The organism is Ensifer adhaerens (assembly GCF_001270265.1).
Taxonomy (GTDB): Bacteria; Pseudomonadota; Alphaproteobacteria; order Rhizobiales; family Rhizobiaceae; genus Ensifer; species Ensifer adhaerens_B.
On record NZ_LGAP01000001.1, the window covers coordinates 582,981 to 603,451 of the forward strand.

Here is a 20,471-nt window from a genome sequence, read left to right on the forward strand (position 1 = left end):
TCCCAGCGCGTGCAGCCTCCGCCACCCTCCTGGAGCGAGTGCAACCTATCTCATGCTCAAAATCCATGAGGGTCAAGTGATGTTGCCGATTTTCTGATTTTGCGTGTGAAAAACCTGAAACAAGCCAGAAGTTTAGGCAGGTTTTGCAGAAAGCGGGCAATTGCTGAGCGAAAATTCGCCAATGGCCGCTGCTTTCGGTCGCAAAGCGCCTTTGTCGGATTTTGCCACTTGACCCCGGTTGTAGGGCGTTCGAAGAGTTCCGGATCGGTTTTTCAACATCGGAATATTCAATGGCAGACAGCGGCAATGTGAATGGCAAGATGGGCATCAACACCCGACTGGCCCATACCGGAAACAAACCCTCCGACTATTTCGGTTTCATCAATCCACCGGTCGTGCACGCGTCCACGGTGCTGTTCCCGAACGCCAGGGCGATGGAGACCCGCGAGCAGAAATACACCTATGGCACCCGTGGCACGCCGACGACGGATGCGCTCTGCGACGCGATCAACGAGCTTGAAGGCTCCGCCGGCACGATCCTCGTTCCCTCGGGGCTTGCCGCCGTCACCGTGCCGTTCCTTGCCTATCTGTCCTCTGGCGATCACGCGCTCATCGTCGATTCGGTCTATTTCCCGACCCGGCATTTCTGCGACACGATGCTGAAGCGTCTCGGCGTTACCGTAGAGTATTACGACCCGATGATCGGCGCGGCGATCGAAAGCCTGATTCGCCCGAACACGCGACTGGTGCATACGGAAGCGCCGGGCTCCAATACGTTCGAGATGCAGGATATCCGGGCGATTGCCGACGTCGCACATCGCCACGGCTGCGTCGTGACCATGGACAATACCTGGGCGACGCCGGTCTATTTCAAACCGCTCGACCATGGCGTCGACGTGTCGATCCATGCTTCCACCAAATATCCCTCAGGCCATTCCGACGTGCTGCTCGGCACCGTCTCGGCCAACGCCGCCCATTGGCCGGCGCTGACGGAAGCCATGGTCACGCTCGGCGTCTGCGTTTCTCCGGATGACAGCTACCAGATCCTGCGCGGGCTGCGCACCATGGGCATTCGCCTCGAGCGGCACCAGGAAAGCGCGCTGTCGCTCGCCACGTGGCTGGAAGGGCGCGACGAGGTTGCACGCGTTCTGCATCCAGCGCTTCCGAGTTTCCCCGGCCACGACCTTTGGAAGCGCGATTTTACTGGTGCGAGCGGCATTTTCTCCTTCGTGCTCAAGGCGGAAAGCCCCGACCGCTTCAAAGCCAAGGCGCACGCTTTCCTTGACGCGCTGTCGCTGTTCGGCCTTGGATATTCCTGGGGCGGGTTCGAAAGCCTAGCGCTTCACGTCGGCCTGTCGGATCGCACCGTGGCTGTGGCGCCGACCGAGGGACCGGTTCTTCGCCTGCAGATTGGTCTTGAGGATGTTGCCGATATTCGCCGGGATATCGAGGCGGGGCTTGCGGCGGCAAGGGCCGTCTGACCGTTTCAGCGTTCGGGAGCGCCGTAGCCGTAGAGCCAATCGAAATCGGCTGCGAGCGCTTCCGGACCCTTCATCGACAATACGACATCCCGCCCGAGCCGGAATGGGCCGCGGGCGTGATAGGCAAAACGGTTGAAGGCAGCACGGCGGCGCACCTGGGCGATGCGCGGCCGGCGTATGGCCTCGAAGGCTCTGAGAGCTTCGGCGATGTCACTCGATCCGACGAGGCAGCCCGCGAGCTCAGATGCATCCTCGATCGCCATGGCAGCGCCTTGCGCGGCAAACGGCGTCATTGCATGGGCGGCATCGCCGATCAGAACATTCTTTCGCCCATCCTGCCAGGCGCCGTCGGTCACCGTGCAAAGCGGCCAATAGGTCGGGGCATCGGCTTTTTTCAGCAGCGCCAGCACGTCGCCGTTCCAGCCGGAAAAGGCTTCGAGATAGTCGCGACGCCGGCCTTCGGAATCCTTGCCGACCCAGACGCTGTCGGTTTCCTTGCCCTCGATAATAGCAACCAGGTTGAAGCCGTCGATCTCCCGTAAGGGGTAGGCTACCAGATGCGCCCGTGCGCCAAGAAAGGCGGTCACGCAATCCGGTTGAAGAAGGCCGGCGGCGGCATCGCGCGTGACCGTCATGCGCCAGGCGACGTTGCCAGAAAACCGGACGGTGCCGGCACCCGCAACGGCGGTGCGCAGGCGCGACCAGATGCCATCGGCGCCGATGACCAGCGCCGGCATCCGGCCGGTGATGGCGGCGATTGCCTGTTGGGCGTCCCCATCGATGCGGTGTCCGAGATGAAGGCGGCAGCGCGGCTCGGCTGTTACGGCGGTAATCAGGATTCTTTGAAGGCTTGCCCGGTGCAACACGCCATAGGGCGCGCGCCAGCGGTCACGGGCAAAACGTCCTGAGGGAACGCGCGCAAGAGAGCGAAGGGACTTTCCGTCGACAAGCGTGATGGCGTCAGGCTCGGTCCAGACGGCTTCAAGCGCGTCCAGAAGGCCGAGTTCGCTGAGGATGCGCGATGCATTCGGAGACAGCTGAAGCCCGGCCCCGACCTCGGTCAGAACGGCCGCCTGTTCGACGATGTCCACGTCGAAGCCGCGATGCGCGAGGCACAGCGCCGTCGTGAGCCCGCCGACGCCGGCACCGACGATCGCGACCGCTTTCGACATCCGCGTGGGGATCAGGCTGCCTGAAAGGTGAAGAGACAGCCCGGCGGGTTGGTTTCGGTTGCCTTCAGCTTCGGATTGTAGCGATAGAGCGTCGAGCAGTAGGAGCAGACTTTTTCGTTGTCGTCGCCCATGTCGATGAAGATGTGCGGATGGTCGTAGGGAACGGACGCGCCGGTGCACATGAATTCCTTGACGCCGATTTCGATTGCCTGATGTCCGCCGTCATTCTGGAAATGGGGGATGCTGTGGCCGGCCATGTCATGCTCCGATGTATGCAAGTCTTTGAGAGTGGAATTTGCCGGCACCATAGTGAGCTTTGTTGCAAAAGTGTAGCGGCAAACACGCCGCACCTGTGGTTTTTGCCGGCTCGGGGTTTCCCTGATCGGGACGACAAATTAGGTTGCGCCAAACCGATACCGCCTCAAGGACTAGAATGATGGATCTCAATCCGCCGCCGTTTTCGCACTTCACGCATGAAGGGCTGGATATCGCCTTCTTCGACGAGGGCGATCCTTCCGGTGCGCCGATCCTGCTCATTCATGGCTTTGCTTCGAGCGCCAACGTCAATTGGGTTTTTCCCGGTTGGCTGAAGACGCTTGGCGATGCCGGATACCGGGTGATCGCATTCGACAACCGCGGCCATGGGAAAAGCAGCAAGCCTTATGATCCCGCCCTCTACCATCCCCAGCAGATGGCCGGTGACGCGGTTGCGTTGCTCGGGCATCTCCGCATCGCCGAGGCGCATGTGATGGGCTATTCGATGGGCGCACGCATCTCCGCATTCCTGGCGTTGGCCCATCCCGACCGCGTGCGCTCTCTGGTGTTCGGCGGCCTCGGTATCGGCATGGTAACCGGGGTCGGGGATTGGGACCCGATCGCCGACGCGCTGGTGGCGCCGTCGCTCGACGTGGTGACGCATGCGCGCGGCCGCATGTTCCGCGCCTTTGCCGACCAGACCAAGAGCGATCGCCAGGCGCTGGCCGCCTGCATTTCGACGTCCCGCGACCTTTTGACCGCCGAGGACATGGGCCGCATCGACATTCCAACATTGATCGGCGTCGGCACCAAGGACGATATCGCCGGCTCGCCGCAAGAGCTTGCGGACCTGATGCCGGACGCCCGCGCGCTTGATATTCCGGGCAGGGACCATATGCTTGCTGTCGGTGACCGGGTGTTCAAGAAGGCCGCACTGGAGTTCCTCGAAGAGGTGGGGCGAGCGTAGGTGTGTCTGCGACCTTTGGTCGAACTTGGGCCGGGCCATTTATGTCTCGCCGGATTTCCCCTATATTGATGGCATAGACCGATAGAGAAGGAGTGCGACGATGGTCGCGACGACCGAACTTCGTCAGACGGAATCCCTCAAGTTGATGGACCCGATCTGGAGCAGCCTGCGCGAGGAGGCCCGTCTTGCCGCCGAGCAGGATCCGATGCTTGCCGCCTTCCTTTACTCTACGGTCGTCAACCAGCACTCGCTGGAAGAAAGCGTCGTCTACCGCATCTGCGAGCGCCTCGATCATCCTGATCTGCAGGCGAACCTGCTGCGGCAGACATTTGCCGAAATGCTGGAGGATTGGCCGGAATGGGGCACGATCCTGCGTGTCGACATCCAGGCGGTCTACGATCGTGATCCGGCCTGCACCCGATTCCTCGAGCCCGTGCTTTACTTCAAGGGCTTCCACGCGATCCAGACGCATCGTCTCGCCCATTGGCTGTTGAAGCGCGGACGCCGGGATTTCGCGTTTTATCTGCAGAGCAGGGCATCCAGCGTCTACCAGACCGACATCAACCCGGCGGCTCGGATCGGCCGCGGCATCTTCCTCGATCATGCCACCGGTCTCGTCGTCGGCGAGACCGCTGTCATCGGCGACAACGTTTCGATCCTGCATGGCGTAACGCTTGGCGGCACCGGCAAGGAAGGCAGCGACCGTCATCCGAAGATCGCCGACGGCGTGCTGATCGGCGCGGGCGCCAAGATTCTCGGCAATATTCACATCGGCCACTGCTCGCGCATCGCCGCCGGCTCGGTTGTCCTGAAGCCAGTGCCGCCGAAAACGACGGTTGCCGGCGTTCCGGCCAAGGTCGTCGGCGAAGCCGGGTGTTCCGAACCGTCGCGCCAGATGGACCAGATCCTGACCAGCTTCGAAATCTGAACCATCGGGAACCGGTGCGTAGCCGCTTTCGAGGGGTTTACACCCGCCAATGCAGCGTGCGAGAAGCGCCGCACATCAAAAACGGCTACGGAGAAGACATTTGAAGCCCGAAGAAATCCGCAAGCTTGAAGCCTACCTCAAGCGCACGTTCAACCAGTCGATGGTCGTCAAGGCTCGCCCGAAGAAGGACGAGTCGGCTGAAGTCTATCTCGGTGACGAATTCCTCGGCGTCGTCTTCCGCGACGAAGAAGATGGCGAACTGTCCTACAACTTCTCCATGGCGATCCTCGACATCGACCTCTAAGTCGCTGATCGACCGATTTCGGATGACCCGGTGGCGAGTGCTCGCGCCGGGTTTTTCTATGCTTTCACGTTTTTCAGAGCGCAAAGCCGAAGAAATTTGAGCGTCAGCGGCGTTTTTTCATCAAGCTGTTGCAAGTACTGTGTTTTATTGCGCTGCACGCTCGACTTGACTTTTTGTGCAGTGCACATAAACTGAAGCCTGCAGATTAGGCCGTCACTAAGGAGACACCCGATGTTCAACTTCGATGATGCAAACAAGAAAAGCAAAGAAGCCATTGACGTGGCTGTGAAAAGCTATTCCGCCTGGACCAAGGGCCTTCAGGCCATTGCGACCGAGGCTGCCGATTTTTCCAAGAAGTCCTTCGAAGACAGCGTTGCCCACGTGGAGAAGCTCTCCAGCGTCAAGAGCATCGAGACGGCTTTCGAACTGCAGACCAACTTCCTGAAGTCGAGCTACGAGGGCTTCTTCGCCGAGGCGACCAAGATCGGCGAGATGTATGCCGACCTCGCCAAGGACGCCTACAAGCCGTACGAGGCGCCGGTTGCCAAGGCAACCGCAGCGGTCAAGGCCGCCGCTGCCGCCTAAAGCCACGGATCACTGCCGTCATTGAAAGGCCGGTCGCCGATACTGCGACCGGCCTTTTTGCTGTTTTGGACACTTCGCGGTGGATCGAAGAAAGTTGATCAATCTTATGCCTCTCCGTGCGATTATGATTGCAGTGCGTTGGTTCGGTCTTAAAATCTAGAAACGAACCATTAGATAAAGGGCAAGCACGCTGCGGCCACATCAGATGGATCCGCGGCTTGTACTAAGGAAAAGACACGAATGATCGCCACGCCGGTCCGGATGCAGCAAGGAAGCGACGACGAAGGAGGCGGCAGCAATCGCAGCACCTCCGTCATCACGCGCACCAAGCCGAAGACCAAGAAGCCGAGTTTGTATCGCGTTCTGCTTTTGAATGACGATTACACGCCAATGGAGTTTGTCATCCACATTCTGGAGCGTTTTTTTCAGAAGAATCCGGAAGAGGCGACTCGCATCATGCTCCACGTCCACAATCACGGTGTGGGGGAGTGCGGCGTCTTTACGTACGAAGTCGCCGAAACGAAGGTGACGCAGGTGATGGATTTCGCCCGCCAGCATCAGCATCCGTTGCAATGCGTCATGGAAAAGAAATGAGGAACTAACGTGCCAACATTTTCGCCCAGCCTCGAAAAGGCGCTGCACCAGGCACTGACTTTTGCCAACGAGCGCCACCACGAATATGCGACGCTTGAGCATCTGCTTTTGGCATTGATCGACGATGCCGATGCAGCGGCCGTGATGGGCGCGTGCAACGTCAATCTCGAGACGCTGCGCAAGACCGTGACAGACTATGTCGACAACGAACTGTCGAACCTGATCACCGGCTATGACGAGGATTCCAAGCCGACCGCCGGTTTCCAGCGTGTCATCCAGCGGGCCGTCATTCACGTTCAATCGTCTGGACGCGAGGAAGTGACGGGGGCAAACGTGCTCGTTGCGATCTTCGCCGAGCGCGAGAGCCATGCCGCCTATTTCCTGCAAGAGCAGGAGATGACACGCTACGACGCGGTCAACTTCATCTCGCATGGCATCGGCAAACGTCCGGGAACCTCCGAGGCACGTCCGGTGCGCGGGGCCGAGGAACACGAATCCGAGCAGAAACCTGCGCGCGAAAACGAAGAGGCGAGCGCCAAGAAGCAGCAGGATGCCCTGACGGCCTATTGCGTCAACCTCAACGAAAAGGCGAAATCCGGCAAGATCGACCCGCTGATCGGCCGCCACGCCGAGGTCAATCGAACGATCCAGATTCTCTGCCGTCGCTCGAAGAACAATCCACTCTATGTTGGCGACCCCGGCGTTGGTAAGACGGCGATCGCCGAGGGCCTTGCCAAGCGTATCATCGAAAAGAAGGTGCCGGAGGCGCTCCAGGACGCGACGATCTTCTCGCTCGACATGGGCACGCTCTTGGCCGGAACGCGTTATCGCGGCGATTTCGAAGAGCGCCTGAAGCAGGTCGTCAAGGAACTTGAGGATTACCCGGGTGCGGTGCTGTTCATCGATGAAATCCATACGGTCATCGGTGCCGGCGCCACCTCAGGCGGCGCGATGGATGCGTCGAACCTGTTGAAACCTGCGCTTTCGTCCGGTGCGATCCGCTGCATCGGGTCGACCACCTACAAGGAATACCGGCAGTTCTTCGAGAAGGACCGCGCGCTGGTGCGTCGCTTCCAGAAGATCGACGTCAACGAGCCGACGATCGCCGATACCATCGAGATCATGAAAGGCCTGAAGCCGTACTTCGAGGACTATCATCATCTGAAATACTCGAACGAGGCGATCAAGGCAGCGGTCGAGCTTTCGGCTCGCTACATCAACGACCGCAAGCTGCCGGACAAGGCGATCGACGTGATCGACGAATCCGGTGCAGCCCAGATGCTGCTCCCGGTCGGCAAGCGTCGCAAGCTGATCACCGAGCGAGAAATCGAAGCCACCATCGCGACGATGGCCCGCATTCCGCCGAAGACCGTCTCCAAGGACGACGAAGCGGTGCTGGCCAACCTCGAGAAGGAACTGCGTTCCGTCGTCTACGGCCAGGATCTGGCGATTGAGGCGCTTGCCTCGTCGATCAAGCTTGCCCGTGCGGGCTTGCGCGAACCGAACAAGCCGATCGGCTGCTACGTCTTCTCGGGCCCGACGGGCGTCGGCAAGACCGAAGTCGCCAAGCAGCTTGCAACGTCGCTCGGCGTTGAGCTTCTGCGTTTCGACATGTCGGAATACATGGAGCGGCACACCGTATCGCGGCTGCTCGGTGCACCTCCCGGCTATGTCGGCTTCGACCAGGGCGGTCTTCTGACCGATGGCGTCGACCAGCATCCGCATTGCGTGCTGTTGCTCGACGAAATCGAGAAGGCGCATCCGGACCTGTTCAACATTCTGCTGCAGGTCATGGATCATGGGTCGCTCACGGACCACAACGGCAAGAAGATCGACTTCCGCAACGTCATCCTGATCATGACGACCAATGCGGGCGCTTCGGAAATGGCAAGGGCTGCGATCGGCTTCGGCTCGTCCAAGCGCACCGGCGAGGACGAGGAAGCGCTGAACCGCCTGTTCACGCCCGAGTTCCGCAATCGTCTCGATGCGGTCATCCCGTTTGCATCGCTACCGACGCCGGTCATCCATCAGGTCGTGCAGAAGTTCGTCATGCAGCTGGAGACTCAGCTCGCCGAACGCAACGTCACGTTCGACCTGGCGCCTGACGCCATCGCCTGGCTTGCCGAGAAAGGCTACGACGAGAAGATGGGTGCGCGGCCGCTCGCCCGCGTCATCCAGGAGCACATCAAGAAGCCGCTTGCCGACGAAATTCTGTTCGGCAAGTTGAAGAAGGGTGGCGTACTGCGCGTGACGATCGGCACGAAGGCCGACGGAACCAAGGGGCTGCTGCTTGATGCCGTGCCGGAAACGGCGCCGATCAAGCCGAAGGCGGAAGTGACCCGCCCGGCGATGAAGAGTGCCAAGCCGAAGAAGGCCGAGGAAAAGGAAGCCGTCGGGGCTGAACCTGCGCCGAGGGCCAAGCCGAAGAAGGCCGCAACCAAGTCGTCTTTGGACGCCGAAGGCAAGGTTGCCAGCGAGGCGAGCCCGCGAAAAGGTAAGACGGTGCCGAAGGTGCCACGCAAGAAATAGTCCGCTCGGACATGATGTTTGGCGCTGCCGGATGGACCCATCCGGCAGCGTTTCTCTGAATGAAAACAATCCCGGAACGGCTGATGAACAGTGAAGAAAACGACCAGTCGTCGGTCGTCTGGTTTCTGACCGGCATGCGTGGCCTGTTCAGCCTTCCGGCCTTTATCCTGATGCTGTCCTTCGTTGGCTTCTGCTCCCTGACCGCCCAGGCTGGAATTCCACCGCAGCAGGTCGTCTTCATGACCGGCATGGTTTGGGCGCTGCCGGCAAAGGTCATTCTCGTCAGCTCGATGATGAGCGGCGCAAGCCTGGCGGCGGCCTTCCTGGCTGTGTCGCTCTCGTCCGTCCGCCTTATGCCGATGGTTGCGGCGCTCATTCCCGAATTGCGCACGTCGAAGACGCCGACATGGCTCCTGTTGTTTCTGTCGCATTTCGTTGCGATCACGGCCTGGGTTTTTGCGATGGAGAAGGTGCAGGCGGTGCCGCGTGACAAGCGTGTTGCCTTCTTCGCCGGCTTCGGCATCACGCTTGTGGTGGCCAATATGGTGCTGGTCGCCATCGTCTATCACTTCGTCGCCGATTTTCCGCCTGTTGTCGCTGGCTGTCTGTTCTTCCTGACGCCGATCTATTTCCTGGCCTCGATCTGGCACTCGGCGCGCCATCCGGTCGTCTATATTGCACTGCTGTTCGGTCTCTTGGCCGGCCCGTTGTTCTATTGGCTCGCCCCTGAATTCGACATTCTGCTGGCGGGTGTTGGTGGTGGCACGCTGGCCTGGGCGGTCGAACGGCTGTGGCGCGGCCGCCGGGAGATCGGCGCATGACTTGGCATGACGGCTGGTGGGCCTATGCGTTCATTGCGATCGCCGGCTGGCTTGCGACCGACATCTGGCGCTGGTTGGGTGTGATCGCCGGGAACCGGTTGCGCGACGATTCCGAGGCGCTGAACTGGGTCAGGGCAGTGGCGACTGCGCTCGTCGCAGCCGTCATCGCCAAGCTCATTCTCTACCCTACAGGCGTTCTCGAGCATTCGCCGCTGTGGCTGCGCCTGGGAGCCGTCGCGATTGGGGCGGCGGCATTCTTCCTGCTCGGTCGCAAACCGGCAATCGGGATAGTTACAACGATCGCAACGTTGGCCGCCGGGCTATGGTGGTTGGGTTTTTAGAGACTCAATGCGCAGCCGGTGACAGCTGCTAACGCGGCCGTCAGATTTGCATCTAAAGCGCCTGGCGCACTTTTTCGGCGTTGGCGGCCAGCACCGCGCCATCTTCCATCGTGCCGGAATGCGGTTTCAGCGGAACGCCGTCGCGCCGCGGGATGACGTGGAAGTGCAGGTGGAAGACGGACTGGCCGGCGGGTGCCTCGTTGAACTGCATGATCGTTACCCCGTCGGCGTCGAAGGCCTCTTTGGCGGCAACGGCAATTTTCTGAACGACGGTGATCAGTGCCGGCAGGCTTGCTGTGTCGGCGTCCAGCAGGTTGCGGGAGGGGGTCTTGGGGACAACGAGAATGTGACCTTCGGCCTGCGGCATCACGTCCATGAAGGCGATGGTTGCATTGTCCTCGTAGACCCGGTGCGACGGGATCTCGCCCCGCAGGATTTTCGCGAAGATATTGTTGGTGTCGTAAACGCTCATTGTTTTTCCTCGTAGATTGGATCCGGCCAACGCCGGAGAGCGGTTCAATCGTCCTGGCGCTCACCTTTGCGGAAAGGACCGTGCTCTGCAAGAAACTCGGCGGTTTCCTCCACATCCCTGCGCTCGCGAACGAGATAGTCCGAGACCGCGCGGGCGAGACCGGGATGGCTGATGTAGTGGGCCGAATGAGTCGTTACCGGCATGTAGCCGCGGGCGAGCTTGTGCTCGCCCTGCGCACCGGCCTCCACGCGCTTGAGGCCCTTGGCGATGGCGAAATCGATGGCCTGGTGATAGCAGACTTCGAAATGCAGGAAGGGGTGGTCCTCGATGCAGCCCCAGTGGCGGCCATAAAGCGCGTCGCCGCCGATGAAGTTGATCGCGCCGGCGATATAGCGGCCGTTGCGTCGTGCCATCACCAGCACGATGTCGTCAGCCATGCGCTCGCCGATCAGCGAATAGAAGGCGCGAGTGAGATAGGGGCGCCCCCACTTGCGGCTGCCGGTGTCCATGTAGAACCCGAAGAATTGATCCCAGATCGCTTCCGTCAGATCGCTGCCGGTCAACCAGTCGATCGTGATGTCGTTTTCGAGTGCAGCGCGGCGCTCTTTCTTCAGAGCCTTGCGTTTTCTCGATGCCAGCGTTTCCAGGAAGTTGTCATGCGACCCATAACCTTCATTGAGGAAATGAAACTGCTGGTCGGTGCGATGCAGAAAGCCGGCCCGTTCGAAAACCGGCATTTCCGATTCCCGCACGAAGGTCACATGCGCCGACGAGGCGTCGTGTCGCCGCGTTAGCTCCTTCAGGCCTGCTGCAAGCCCGTCCTGTATCGGCGCGTCGTCTTGATCCGAAACCGTCAGAAGCCGTGGCCCGGTTGCGGGCGTGAAGGGAATGGAGCCTTGAAGTTTGGGATAATAGCGGCCGCCGGCACGCTCGAACGCATCCGCCCAGCCGTGATCGAAGACATATTCGCCCTGGCTGTGGTTCTTCAGGTAGCAGACGAGCGCCCCGAGTAGCTGGCCATCGGCGCCTTCCATCAGCAGGTGTTGGCCGAGCCAACCGGTTTTGGCGGTGGCTGAGCCTGATTCCTCCAGCGCCGAGAGATAGGCATGCGAGACGAACGGGTTATAGGCGGAGCCCTGTTGCCCCTTCGCCGCGCCGGAAAGCATGTTCCAGCGCGCCGCCGGTATCTCGGAGAAGGATTGCGCTATGCGGATGGTAACGGCGTCGGACATGAGCTCAGGAAATCAATGCCTCCCGCGGGTCGAAACCCTCGAAGGTCATCTGATCGGCATGGGCGTAGGTGTATTCTTCGGCCTGCCTGTCGCGAACGGTCCAGGTGATGATCGTTCGGCCGAGCGTCCGTTCCTTGGTAATGAACGAGTTCGGCAGATGGCCGTAGTGGTAGGAGATGAAGTCGAGGCCGAATTGCATGGCCTCCTCGTGCACGAAGAAAGTCTCCGGCCTTGCACCCTCGGCGGTCAGCCCGAGCGGGTAGGGCGCATCGAGCGCTTTCAGGTCCTTGAGCAGCCAATGGTCGAAGCTCATCAGGGCGACATGGCCCTTGTAGTCTTCGAGCGTTTCCAGGACGGCTGCGGCAAATCCCTCGTCGTCGTCCTTGCGTCCCTTGAGCTCGATGATGATCGGCACGCGCCCTTTGACAAGGCGCAGCATCTGCGACAGCGTCGGAACCTTGTCCTTCGTCCCGCCGATGGACATCAGGCCGAGCTCGCCTGCGGTTCTCGATCGCACGTCACCCTTGATGCCGCACAGCCGTTCTGTATCGTCGTCGTGGAAGACCACCGGCACGCTGTCGGCTGTGTATTGCAGATCGCATTCGATCGCAAAGCCGGCATCGACCGCGCGGGAAAACGCCGAAAGCGTATTTTCCCACACCTGCTTGTTCATGTCGTGATAGCCGCGATGGGCGATCGGCTGAGCCTTCAGCCAGGAAATATCCGTCATGCCCGGCACCCGATCAAGCGATCTCGATGACCGCGTCGATCTCGACGGCGGCGTTGAAGGGCAGGGCGGCCATGCCGACGGCAGCGCGCGCGTGCTTGCCGGCGTCGCCAAGGACGTTGGCCAGCAGGTTGGAGGCACCATTGAGCACGAGGTGCTGTTCAATGAATTCGGGCGTGGAGGCGACGAATCCGTTGATCTTGACCAGCCGGCGAATACGGCCGAGGTCGCCGCCAAGCGCGGATTTGGCCTGTGCGAGAATATTGATGGCGCAGAGTTCGGCAGCACGCTGGGCACCCGCGACGTCAACGTCCTTGCCCACATGGCCGGTGACGGCGATCTTTCCGCCTTCCATCGGCAGCTGTCCGGAGATGTAGAGCATCGAGCCGCTGATGACGTAGGGCACGTAGTTCGCCGCCGGGGCTGCTGCCTGGGGAAGGGTGACGCCGAGGTCCTTGAGGCGCGTTTCGATCTCTGCGGACATGGAAAGCTCCGTTGTTGTCTTTTGTGTTAAAATCCGGCATTCAGACCGGATCGCGGCGGGCGACGGCATTTAAATGTGGTGACGCCTCGCTTCTGCCGAAAGCTTGTTTATAGCATTGCCGGCGAGTCCAACAGGAGGAAACGGATGTTTCGTAAAGGCTTCGGTCTCGCAAGTTTGGGCAGCGCCTGCTTCGCTGTTATGACGGTTTCGGGCATCGATGCGGCAAGCGCAAGTGTCCTCGTGCCGCATCGAGCCGTCTACGATCTCGAGCTCAAGGATGCCTCCGACCGCTCGGGCATTTCCGGCATGTACGGCCGCATGGTCTACGAGTTCAACGGATCGGCTTGTGAGGGATATACGGTCAGCTTCCGCTTCGTGACGCAGGTGAATACCGGCGAAGAGACGCGCATGACCGACCAGCAGACAACCACCTACGAGGATCTGAAGACGGGCAACTTCCGTTTTCTGACCCGCTCCTTCACCGACGAAAAGCTCGACAAGGAAGTGCGCGGCACGGCCCATGACGACAAGACCGGCGTCAAGGTCGAGCTGACTGCGCCGGACAAGCGCGAGGTCGAATTGGCGGCAAGCCGGTTTCCGACCGAGCACATGGTCGAAGTCATCGATCGCGCCAAGAAGGGTGAGAGCTTCTTCGAGGCACGGATCTTCGATGGTTCCGATTCGGGTGACAAGACGCTGATCACCTCGACCTTCGTCGGCAAGTCGCGCAAGCCGACGGCCGATGAGCCGGATGCGGGCAAGGCCGGCAAGCTCGGGACTGAGAATTATTGGCCGGTTACCATCTCCTACTTCAACGACGACAAGGGTGGCGACGCGCTGCCGATCTATCGCATGTCGTTCAAACTCTACGAAAACGGCATCACCCGCGACCTGACGATGGACTACGGCGACTTCGTGCTGAGCGGCAAGCTCGCGGATCTCGAAGTCTTCAAATCGGAAGAATGCAAGTAATCGATATGACAAAAACAGACTTCAAGTCTTGATTTGTCGGGCAGTTGCCGGTAAGGGGCTGCCCATTCCACACGTGAGGCATGGGATGTTCCGGGAGAAATCCGGTTCGTTCCGCCGGTGGGCTTTTCGAAAGATGAGCTCGACGTCTCGCGGAGGTTCAACCGGAAAAGGAGAAAAGGCATGGCATTGCCTGATTTTAGCATGCGTCAGCTGCTTGAAGCTGGTGTTCACTTCGGCCACCAGACACATCGCTGGAACCCGAAGATGAAGCCCTACATCTTCGGCGATCGTAACAACGTTCACATCATCGACCTCGCACAGACCGTTCCGATGCTGTCGCGCGCCCTGCAGATCGTTAGCGACACTGTCGCCAACGGCGGCCGCGTCCTGTTCGTCGGCACCAAGCGCCAGGCTTCGGAAATCATCGCTGACGCTGCCAAGCGTTCGGCCCAGTACTACGTCAATGCTCGCTGGCTCGGCGGCATGATGACCAACTGGAAGACGATTTCGAACTCGATCCAGCGCCTGCGCAAGCTCGACGAAATCCTCGCTTCGGAAGCTTCGGGCTTCACGAAGAAGGAACGTCTGAACCTCGAGCGCGAACGCGAAAAGCTGAACCGCGCTCTCGGCGGTATCCGCGACATGGGCGGCACACCGGACCTGATGTTCATCATCGACACCAACAAGGAATCGATCGCAATCGACGAAGCCAAGCGTCTTGGCATCCCGGTTGTTGCGGTTATCGACTCCAACTGCGACCCGGACCAGATCGACTACCCGATCCCGGGCAACGACGACGCTTCGCGTGCGATCGCTCTTTACTGCGATCTCATCGCTCGTGCCGCCATCGACGGCATTGCCCGTCAGCAGGGCGCATCGGGCCGCGATCTCGGCGCATCGGCTGAAGCTATGGTCGAGCCGGCGCTCGACGAAGCCTCCGAAGCCTGATCGGACGGCGTGGCGGGCCAGCACCGCCGCACCAATCTAATATCGGGGCGAGGCCGTTTGGGATGAAAAGTCTGAACGGCCTTGTTCTTTTCAGCGAGGGATGAAGCGGCTTGAGCCGGCGATCTGCGCCCCGGACACGACAGCGGTGGGCGCGTTCATCACGGTGTCACATACGCAAGCCATTCCCCTGCCACACCTCCTGGTGCCGCGCCACTTGCGGGCAGCGCGCCAGCCAAACAGACAAAGAGGCAATAAGATGAGTGTAACTGCAGCAATGGTGAAGGAACTGCGCGAAAAGACCGGCGCAGGCATGATGGATTGCAAGAAGGCGCTCGCCGAAACCAACGGCGACATGGAAGCTGCGATCGACTGGCTGCGTGCCAAGGGCATCGCCAAGGCCGACAAGAAGTCGGGCCGCACGGCTGCTGAAGGCCTCATCGGTATTGTCAGCGGCGGCGTCAAGGCCGTTGTTGTCGAAGTCAATTCCGAGACCGATTTCGTTGCCCGCAACGAAGCCTTCCAGGAGCTCGTTCGTGGCGTAGCCAACGTCGCGCTCGGCACCGACGGTTCCGTCGAAGCCATTGCCAATGCCAACTACCCAGCAACCGGCAAGTCGGTCGACGACACGATCAAGGACGCGATCGCCACGATCGGCGAGAACATGACGCTTCGCCGCGCAGCTCTGCTCAAGGTCGAAGATGGCGTCGTTGCCACCTACATCCACAACGCTGCCGGCGACGGCATCGGCAAGCTCGGCGTTCTCGTCGCGCTGAAGTCGGTTGGCGACAAGGAAGTTCTGTTCTCGGTCGGTCGCCAGGTCGCCATGCACATTGCTGCCACCAACCCGCTGGCAATCCGCGCCGACGAAGTTGACGCCGCTGTCGCCGAGCGCGAGCGCAATGTGTTCATCGAACAGTCGCGCGCTTCGGGCAAACCGGACAACATCATCGAAAAGATGGTCGAAGGCCGTATGCGCAAGTTCTTCGAAGAAGTCGCCCTGCTGTCGCAGGCCTTCGTCATGAACCCGGAAATCACTGTCGGCCAGGCCGTCAAGGATGCTGAAAAGCTCGCTGGCGCACCGATCGAAGTGACCGGCATGGCCCGTCTTCTGCTCGGCGAAGGCGTCGAGAAGGAAGAATCGGACTTCGCAGCCGAAGTTGCGGCTGTCGCCAAGGGCTGATTTCTTCACCCTTGTTTGGAAAACCTTGGGGCATCGCGTGACAACGCGGTGCCCTTCGTGTATCCGGCTTCGTCAATGCGCCGGACCCGCCGGAAAATGCTCCGCAGCGGTTGAAACCGGGTAGCGCAATATGTCCTTATACGCAGCGCGCCTTTTCGCGTGCACGCGTACCGATCTGTTCAGGAGCGATGATGCCGGCCGAGCCAATCTACAAGCGTGTTCTACTCAAAGCCTCCGGTGAAGCCCTGATGGGAAGCCAGGGCTTCGGCATCGATGTGGCTGTTGCTGATCGCATCGCCGCCGATATTGCCGAGGCGCGCGCCATGGGCGTCGAAGTGGGCGTCGTCGTCGGCGGCGGCAATATCTTCCGCGGCGTCGCCGTTGCCTCCAAGGGCGGCGACCGGGTGACCGGCGACCACATGGGCATGCTGGCAACCGTCATCAACGCGCTGGCGTTGGCGACGTCTCTGCGCAAGCTCGACATCGACACGGTAGTACTCTCGGCAATCGCGATGCCGGAAATCTGCGAAAGCTTCTCGCAGCGCGCAACGCTCTACCATCTGTCGCTCGGACGCGTGGTGATCTTTGCAGGCGGTACGGGCAATCCGTTCTTCACGACCGATTCTGCAGCCGCCCTGCGCGCAGCCGAAATGGGCGCCCAGGCGATCTTCAAGGGCACACAGGTCGACGGCATCTATTCCGCCGATCCGAAGAAGGATCCGACGGCCACGCGCTTCGACCGCCTGACCCACAGTGCCGTCCTGGAAAAGGGGCTGGCGGTCATGGACGTGGCGGCAGTGGCGCTCGCGCGCGAGAACGCCATTCCGATCGTGGTATTCTCGATCCACGAAAAGGGCGGCTTCGCGGAAATATTGACCGGTGGCGGCCGCGCCACCATCGTTACCGACAATTAAGAGCTGCAACGGCTATCTGCCGATGAAAGACAGAACGGGAGTTTCCAGCCATGAGTGAAGGTGTAGACCTGAAGGAACTGAAGCGTCGCATGGACGGCGCTATCTCCGCATTCAAGAGCGATATTGCATCGCTGCGCACCGGCCGCGCGTCGGCAAATGTTCTCGACCCGGTGACCGTTGAAGCCTACGGCTCGCGCGTTCCGCTCAATCAGGTGGCAAACATCACCGTGCCGGAACCGCGCATGCTGTCCGTTTCGGTCTGGGACAAGCAGATGGTCGGCGCCGTCGATCGCGGCATCCGCGAATCGAACCTCGGCCTGAACCCGATCATCGATGGCCAGAATTTGCGCATCCCGCTGCCGGAACTCAACGAAGAGCGCCGCAAGTCGCTGGTCAAGGTTGCTCACGATTATGCCGAAAAGGCCAAGGTCGCCGTCCGGCATGTTCGTCGTGATGGCATGGACGACCTGAAAAAAGCCGAAAAGGATGGCGACATCGGGCAGGATATCAGCCGTTCTCAGTCCGAGCGGGTGCAAAAGATGACCGATGAAACGATTTCCGATATCGACCGCTTGCTCGCCGATAAGGAAAAGGAAATCATGCAGGTCTGATCTGCTCTTGATCTGAGTCTCCTTTCGCGGACGCCTTATGCAAAAACTCATCCCGATCACCGTTCCGCAACACGTTGCCATCATCATGGATGGCAACGGGCGCTGGGCGAATGCGCGCGGACTGCCGCGCACGATGGGACACCGCAAAGGTGTTGAAGCGGTGCGTGATGCGGTGAAGACGGCAGCCGAAGCGGGTGTCCGTTACCTCACGCTTTTTGCGTTCTCGTCCGAAAACTGGAACAGGCCGCAGGCCGAGGTGACGGATCTGATGGGCTTGCTCAAAGCCTTCATTCGCCGTGATCTTGCCGACCTGCACCGCGAGAATGTTCGCATCCGGATTATCGGAGAGCGATCGAATCTGCGCGGCGATATCCTGCCGCTGCTGATCGAGGCCGAGGAGACGACGAGTGCGAACACCGGCATCACTCTGGTGATCGCCTTCAACTACGGTGCGCGTGACGAGCTGACACGCGCCATGCGGCGCCTGGCAACCGATGTCGCCGAGGGTCGTCTGCGGCCAGAGGACATTACGCCGGAACGCATCGCCGCATCGCTCGATACGGCGGGTATTCCCGATCCGGATCTCATTCTTCGCACCAGCGGCGAGGAACGGCTTTCAAACTTTCTTCTTTGGCAGGGCGCCTATTCGGAACTGCTGTTCGTTCCGGAGCTTTGGCCAGACTTCACGCGTGAGACGTTTCTGTCGGCGCTCGAGAAATTCGCGTGCCGCGAGCGTCGCTTCGGCGGTCTGGCGCAGCCGACGTTAGCGGTTGGTTCGTAATGCAAACAGAACTCAAGCTTCGCATCGCTTCGGGAGTGGTGCTCGCGGCGGTAGCCCTCGGTGCGACCTGGTTCGGCGGCTTGGCCTTCCAGCTGCTTTCGGTGCTGATCGCGCTGCTTGTCTATTACGAATGGTCGACGATTACCGGTCTTCCGGAACGCGATTTTCAGGGCAACGCTTTCGGTTGGCTGTCGCTGGCGATAATCGCGGCGCTCATTCTTCTCGGATATATTGGCTACAGTCTGCCGGCCCTGCTCATTACCGTCGTTATCGCAGTGGTTTGGGTATCGCTCAAGAAGGGCAGCTGGTGGTTGCCCGGCGGCATCGTCTACGCAGGATTGACGGGCATCTCGCTGGCGGCCCTGCGCGGGATTGATCAGGCAGGCCTGATTGCGACCTTGTTCGTCTTCGCGGTCGTTTGGGGAACCGATATTCTTGCCTACTTCGTTGGCCGGGCGATCGGGGGACCCAAGCTCGCGCCGCGCATTTCGCCCGGCAAGACCTGGTCGGGCGCCATTGGCGGGACGATTTCCGGCGTTTTGGCCGGCACTGCCGTTTTTATGGTATATTTTCCGCTGCAAGATCTGCGTGTTCCAGCGGTGGCGCTGGTTCTCTCCGTCGCGAGCCAGATCGGGGACCTCTTCGAATCCTTCATAAAGCGCCGATTCGGCGTCAAGGATTCGAGCCATCTCATTCCTGGGCATGGCGGGGTCATGGATCGGGTCGATGGTCTGATATTCGCCTGCATCGCCACGCTGGTCCTGGTCCTGGTACAGTATGTCCTCAGCGAGGGGCGTCAGATCGCCTTTGGGTCGGTCCTCCTCGGCCTGTAATGCTGCCGGCAGGCACTTAAGGAAAGTTCATGACATATCTGCTTGATGCCCTGCAATTCGTGACCGGTTACATCGTTCCCTTCCTGTTGGTGCTGACCCTTTTGGTCTTCGTGCACGAAATGGGACACTACCTCGTTGGCCGCTGGTCGGGCATTCGGATCCTTGCATTCTCGGTCGGTTTCGGACCGGAACTGCTCGGATGGACCGATAAGCATGGCACCCGGTGGAAGTTCTGCGCAGTACCGCTTGGTGGCTACGTCAAGTTCTATGGCGATGAAGACGCGGCCAGCACGCCGGATTACAAGCGGCTGGAGGCGATCTCGCCCGAAGAACGATCCCGGACCTTCCTGGGCGCGAAGCTGTGGAAGCGTGCGGCGACAGTTGCCGCGGGCCCGATCGCCAACTTCATCCTTGCGATTGCCATTTTTGCCGTTCTATTCGCCGTTTACGGACGTTCGGTGGCGGACCCGGTCGTTGCTCAGGTGAAGGAGAACAGTGCTGCCGCCAAGGCTGGCATCCTTCCGCGTGATCGGCTGATCGCCATTGACGGAACGCCGGTCGCAACCTTCGACGATGTGCGCCGCTATGTGAGCGTTCGGCCTGAGCTGGAGATCAAGATCCGGATCGAGCGTGACGGTGCACTTCTGGATCTTCCCATGGTACCCGAACGGACCGAAATATCGGATCAGTTCGGCAACAAGATGGAGATTGGCATCATCGGTATCGTCACCGATCAGGATGCCGGCAATTTCCGACTTGTTACCTACGGGCCGATCGAAGCCATCGGGCAGGGTGCGCTGCAAAGCTGGCACATCGTCACCGGCACATTCGACTATCTGGCGAATCTCGTAACGGGTCGTATGAAGGCGGATCAGCTGGGCGGTCCCATTCGTGTCGCCCAGGCTTCGGGCCAAATGGCGACGCTGGGTGTGGCTGCCGTGCTGCAGCTTGCAGCTGTCCTGTCAGTTTCCATAGGATTGCTTAACCTCATGCCCGTTCCGGTGCTTGATGGCGGCCACCTGATGTTCTATGCGGTTGAGGCCCTGCGCGGAAAGCCGGTTGGAGCTGCCGCGCAGGATGTCGCTTATCGGATCGGCTTTGCCATGGTGCTCATGCTCATGATTTTTGCGACGTGGAACGACATTTCGATGTTCTTCGGCTAGCGTTCGGCCGGGGACCGTTTGAGGGGAACGACGACCGATACTGTGAACGATTGGATTTCAACGGCTTGTCCAGCAAGGATTTGTTTACGATAACTCGAATCTGTAGTGGCCGTTAAGCCACGGTTCGAATTGAAGTAAACAGAAATTAACGAGCTGGCTTGCTTGTATGGGAAAAGC

23 protein-coding genes are annotated in these 20,471 nt (G+C 60.3%); 17 read left to right on the forward strand and 6 right to left on the reverse strand.

Annotated elements, in window-relative coordinates; translation table 11 throughout:
- Window positions 1-290 precede the first annotated feature (290 nt).
- Complete coding sequence (locus tag AC244_RS02830; protein WP_053247282.1) at window positions 291-1,481, forward strand: cystathionine beta-lyase; 1,191 nt, start codon at window positions 291-293, stop codon at window positions 1,479-1,481.
- 5 nt (window positions 1,482-1,486) lie between these two features.
- Here AC244_RS02830 and AC244_RS02835 read toward each other — a convergent pair whose 3' ends face one another.
- Window positions 1,487-2,653: an FAD-dependent monooxygenase gene (locus AC244_RS02835; RefSeq protein ID WP_053247283.1), complete on the reverse strand. Its 1,167-nt coding sequence runs from the start codon at window positions 2,651-2,653 to the stop codon at window positions 1,487-1,489.
- A gap of 11 nt (window positions 2,654-2,664) precedes the next feature.
- The gene (locus tag AC244_RS02840; RefSeq protein ID WP_053247284.1) at window positions 2,665-2,910 is read right to left on the reverse strand and encodes a zinc-finger domain-containing protein; all 246 of its coding nucleotides are present in this window, start codon (window positions 2,908-2,910) and stop codon (window positions 2,665-2,667) included.
- Window positions 2,911-3,089: 179 nt separating this feature from the next.
- On the opposite strand from AC244_RS02840, the gene AC244_RS02845 reads away from it, so the two are divergent.
- From AC244_RS02845 to AC244_RS02880, 8 genes are all read left to right on the forward strand, one after another.
- Window positions 3,090-3,875 carry an alpha/beta fold hydrolase gene (locus AC244_RS02845; protein ID WP_053247655.1) on the forward strand — a complete coding sequence of 262 codons (786 nt, stop codon included), beginning with the start codon at window positions 3,090-3,092 and terminating at the stop codon, window positions 3,873-3,875.
- A 100-nt stretch (window positions 3,876-3,975) separates the two neighbouring features.
- A complete protein-coding gene (gene cysE / locus AC244_RS02850) occupies window positions 3,976-4,803 on the forward strand; it encodes a serine O-acetyltransferase (protein WP_053247285.1) in 828 nt (275 codons plus the stop codon).
- A 100-nt stretch (window positions 4,804-4,903) separates the two neighbouring features.
- On the forward strand, window positions 4,904-5,107 hold the full coding sequence (locus AC244_RS02855) for a DUF3126 family protein (protein WP_003535016.1): 204 nt from the start codon (window positions 4,904-4,906) through the stop codon (window positions 5,105-5,107).
- A gap of 231 nt (window positions 5,108-5,338) precedes the next feature.
- Window positions 5,339-5,692: a phasin family protein gene (locus AC244_RS02860; protein ID WP_053247286.1), complete on the forward strand. Its 354-nt coding sequence runs from the start codon at window positions 5,339-5,341 to the stop codon at window positions 5,690-5,692.
- 240 nt (window positions 5,693-5,932) lie between these two features.
- Window positions 5,933-6,286: an ATP-dependent Clp protease adapter ClpS gene (clpS, locus tag AC244_RS02865; protein WP_053247287.1), complete on the forward strand. Its 354-nt coding sequence runs from the start codon at window positions 5,933-5,935 to the stop codon at window positions 6,284-6,286.
- Window positions 6,287-6,295: 9 nt separating this feature from the next.
- Window positions 6,296-8,815 carry an ATP-dependent Clp protease ATP-binding subunit ClpA gene (clpA, locus tag AC244_RS02870; protein ID WP_053247288.1) on the forward strand — a complete coding sequence of 840 codons (2,520 nt, stop codon included), beginning with the start codon at window positions 6,296-6,298 and terminating at the stop codon, window positions 8,813-8,815.
- 83 nt (window positions 8,816-8,898) lie between these two features.
- Complete coding sequence (locus tag AC244_RS02875) at window positions 8,899-9,636, forward strand: AzlC family ABC transporter permease (protein ID WP_053247289.1); 738 nt, start codon at window positions 8,899-8,901, stop codon at window positions 9,634-9,636.
- The gene (locus tag AC244_RS02880) at window positions 9,633-9,977 is read left to right on the forward strand and encodes an AzlD domain-containing protein (RefSeq protein WP_053247290.1); all 345 of its coding nucleotides are present in this window, start codon (window positions 9,633-9,635) and stop codon (window positions 9,975-9,977) included. Before AC244_RS02875 ends, AC244_RS02880 begins: the two co-directional genes overlap by 4 nt.
- 52 nt (window positions 9,978-10,029) lie before the next feature.
- Here the strand turns inward: AC244_RS02880 and AC244_RS02885 are convergent, their stop codons facing one another.
- From AC244_RS02885 to AC244_RS02900, 4 genes are read right to left on the reverse strand one after another with little or no spacing between them, the layout of a single operon-like run.
- Window positions 10,030-10,449, reverse strand: coding sequence for an HIT family protein (locus AC244_RS02885; protein WP_053247291.1), 420 nt, complete (start codon window positions 10,447-10,449; stop codon window positions 10,030-10,032).
- Between the two features lie 44 nt (window positions 10,450-10,493).
- Complete coding sequence (locus AC244_RS02890; RefSeq protein WP_053247292.1) at window positions 10,494-11,681, reverse strand: GNAT family N-acetyltransferase; 1,188 nt, start codon at window positions 11,679-11,681, stop codon at window positions 10,494-10,496.
- A 4-nt stretch (window positions 11,682-11,685) separates the two neighbouring features.
- Complete coding sequence (locus tag AC244_RS02895; protein WP_053247293.1) at window positions 11,686-12,411, reverse strand: glycerophosphodiester phosphodiesterase; 726 nt, start codon at window positions 12,409-12,411, stop codon at window positions 11,686-11,688.
- Window positions 12,412-12,424: 13 nt separating this feature from the next.
- Window positions 12,425-12,892 carry a RidA family protein gene (locus tag AC244_RS02900; protein ID WP_025426816.1) on the reverse strand — a complete coding sequence of 156 codons (468 nt, stop codon included), beginning with the start codon at window positions 12,890-12,892 and terminating at the stop codon, window positions 12,425-12,427.
- A gap of 144 nt (window positions 12,893-13,036) precedes the next feature.
- Here AC244_RS02900 and AC244_RS02905 point away from each other — a divergent pair, with 144 nt between their 5' ends.
- The 8 genes from AC244_RS02905 to rseP all read left to right on the forward strand — a co-directional run bounded on the left by AC244_RS02905 (window position 13,037) and on the right by rseP (window position 20,294).
- A complete protein-coding gene (locus AC244_RS02905) occupies window positions 13,037-13,864 on the forward strand; it encodes a cell envelope integrity EipB family protein (RefSeq protein WP_053247294.1) in 828 nt (275 codons plus the stop codon).
- Between the two features lie 180 nt (window positions 13,865-14,044).
- Window positions 14,045-14,812: a 30S ribosomal protein S2 gene (gene rpsB / locus AC244_RS02910; RefSeq protein ID WP_053247295.1), complete on the forward strand. Its 768-nt coding sequence runs from the start codon at window positions 14,045-14,047 to the stop codon at window positions 14,810-14,812.
- Between the two features lie 256 nt (window positions 14,813-15,068).
- Window positions 15,069-15,992, forward strand: a complete 924-nt coding sequence (tsf, locus tag AC244_RS02915) for a translation elongation factor Ts (RefSeq protein WP_053247656.1) — start codon at window positions 15,069-15,071, stop codon at window positions 15,990-15,992.
- 191 nt (window positions 15,993-16,183) lie between these two features.
- Window positions 16,184-16,906 carry a UMP kinase gene (gene pyrH, locus AC244_RS02920; RefSeq protein ID WP_053247657.1) on the forward strand — a complete coding sequence of 241 codons (723 nt, stop codon included), beginning with the start codon at window positions 16,184-16,186 and terminating at the stop codon, window positions 16,904-16,906.
- A gap of 50 nt (window positions 16,907-16,956) precedes the next feature.
- Window positions 16,957-17,517 carry a ribosome recycling factor gene (frr, locus tag AC244_RS02925; RefSeq protein ID WP_053247296.1) on the forward strand — a complete coding sequence of 187 codons (561 nt, stop codon included), beginning with the start codon at window positions 16,957-16,959 and terminating at the stop codon, window positions 17,515-17,517.
- Between the two features lie 37 nt (window positions 17,518-17,554).
- Complete coding sequence (locus AC244_RS02930) at window positions 17,555-18,298, forward strand: isoprenyl transferase (protein WP_053247297.1); 744 nt, start codon at window positions 17,555-17,557, stop codon at window positions 18,296-18,298.
- Window positions 18,298-19,131: a phosphatidate cytidylyltransferase gene (locus AC244_RS02935; RefSeq protein ID WP_053247298.1), complete on the forward strand. Its 834-nt coding sequence runs from the start codon at window positions 18,298-18,300 to the stop codon at window positions 19,129-19,131. The genes AC244_RS02930 and AC244_RS02935 overlap by 1 nt, the downstream gene beginning before the upstream one ends.
- Window positions 19,132-19,160: 29 nt before the next feature.
- Complete coding sequence (rseP, locus tag AC244_RS02940; RefSeq protein ID WP_053247299.1) at window positions 19,161-20,294, forward strand: RIP metalloprotease RseP; 1,134 nt, start codon at window positions 19,161-19,163, stop codon at window positions 20,292-20,294.
- Window positions 20,295-20,471: the final 177 nt, after the last annotated feature.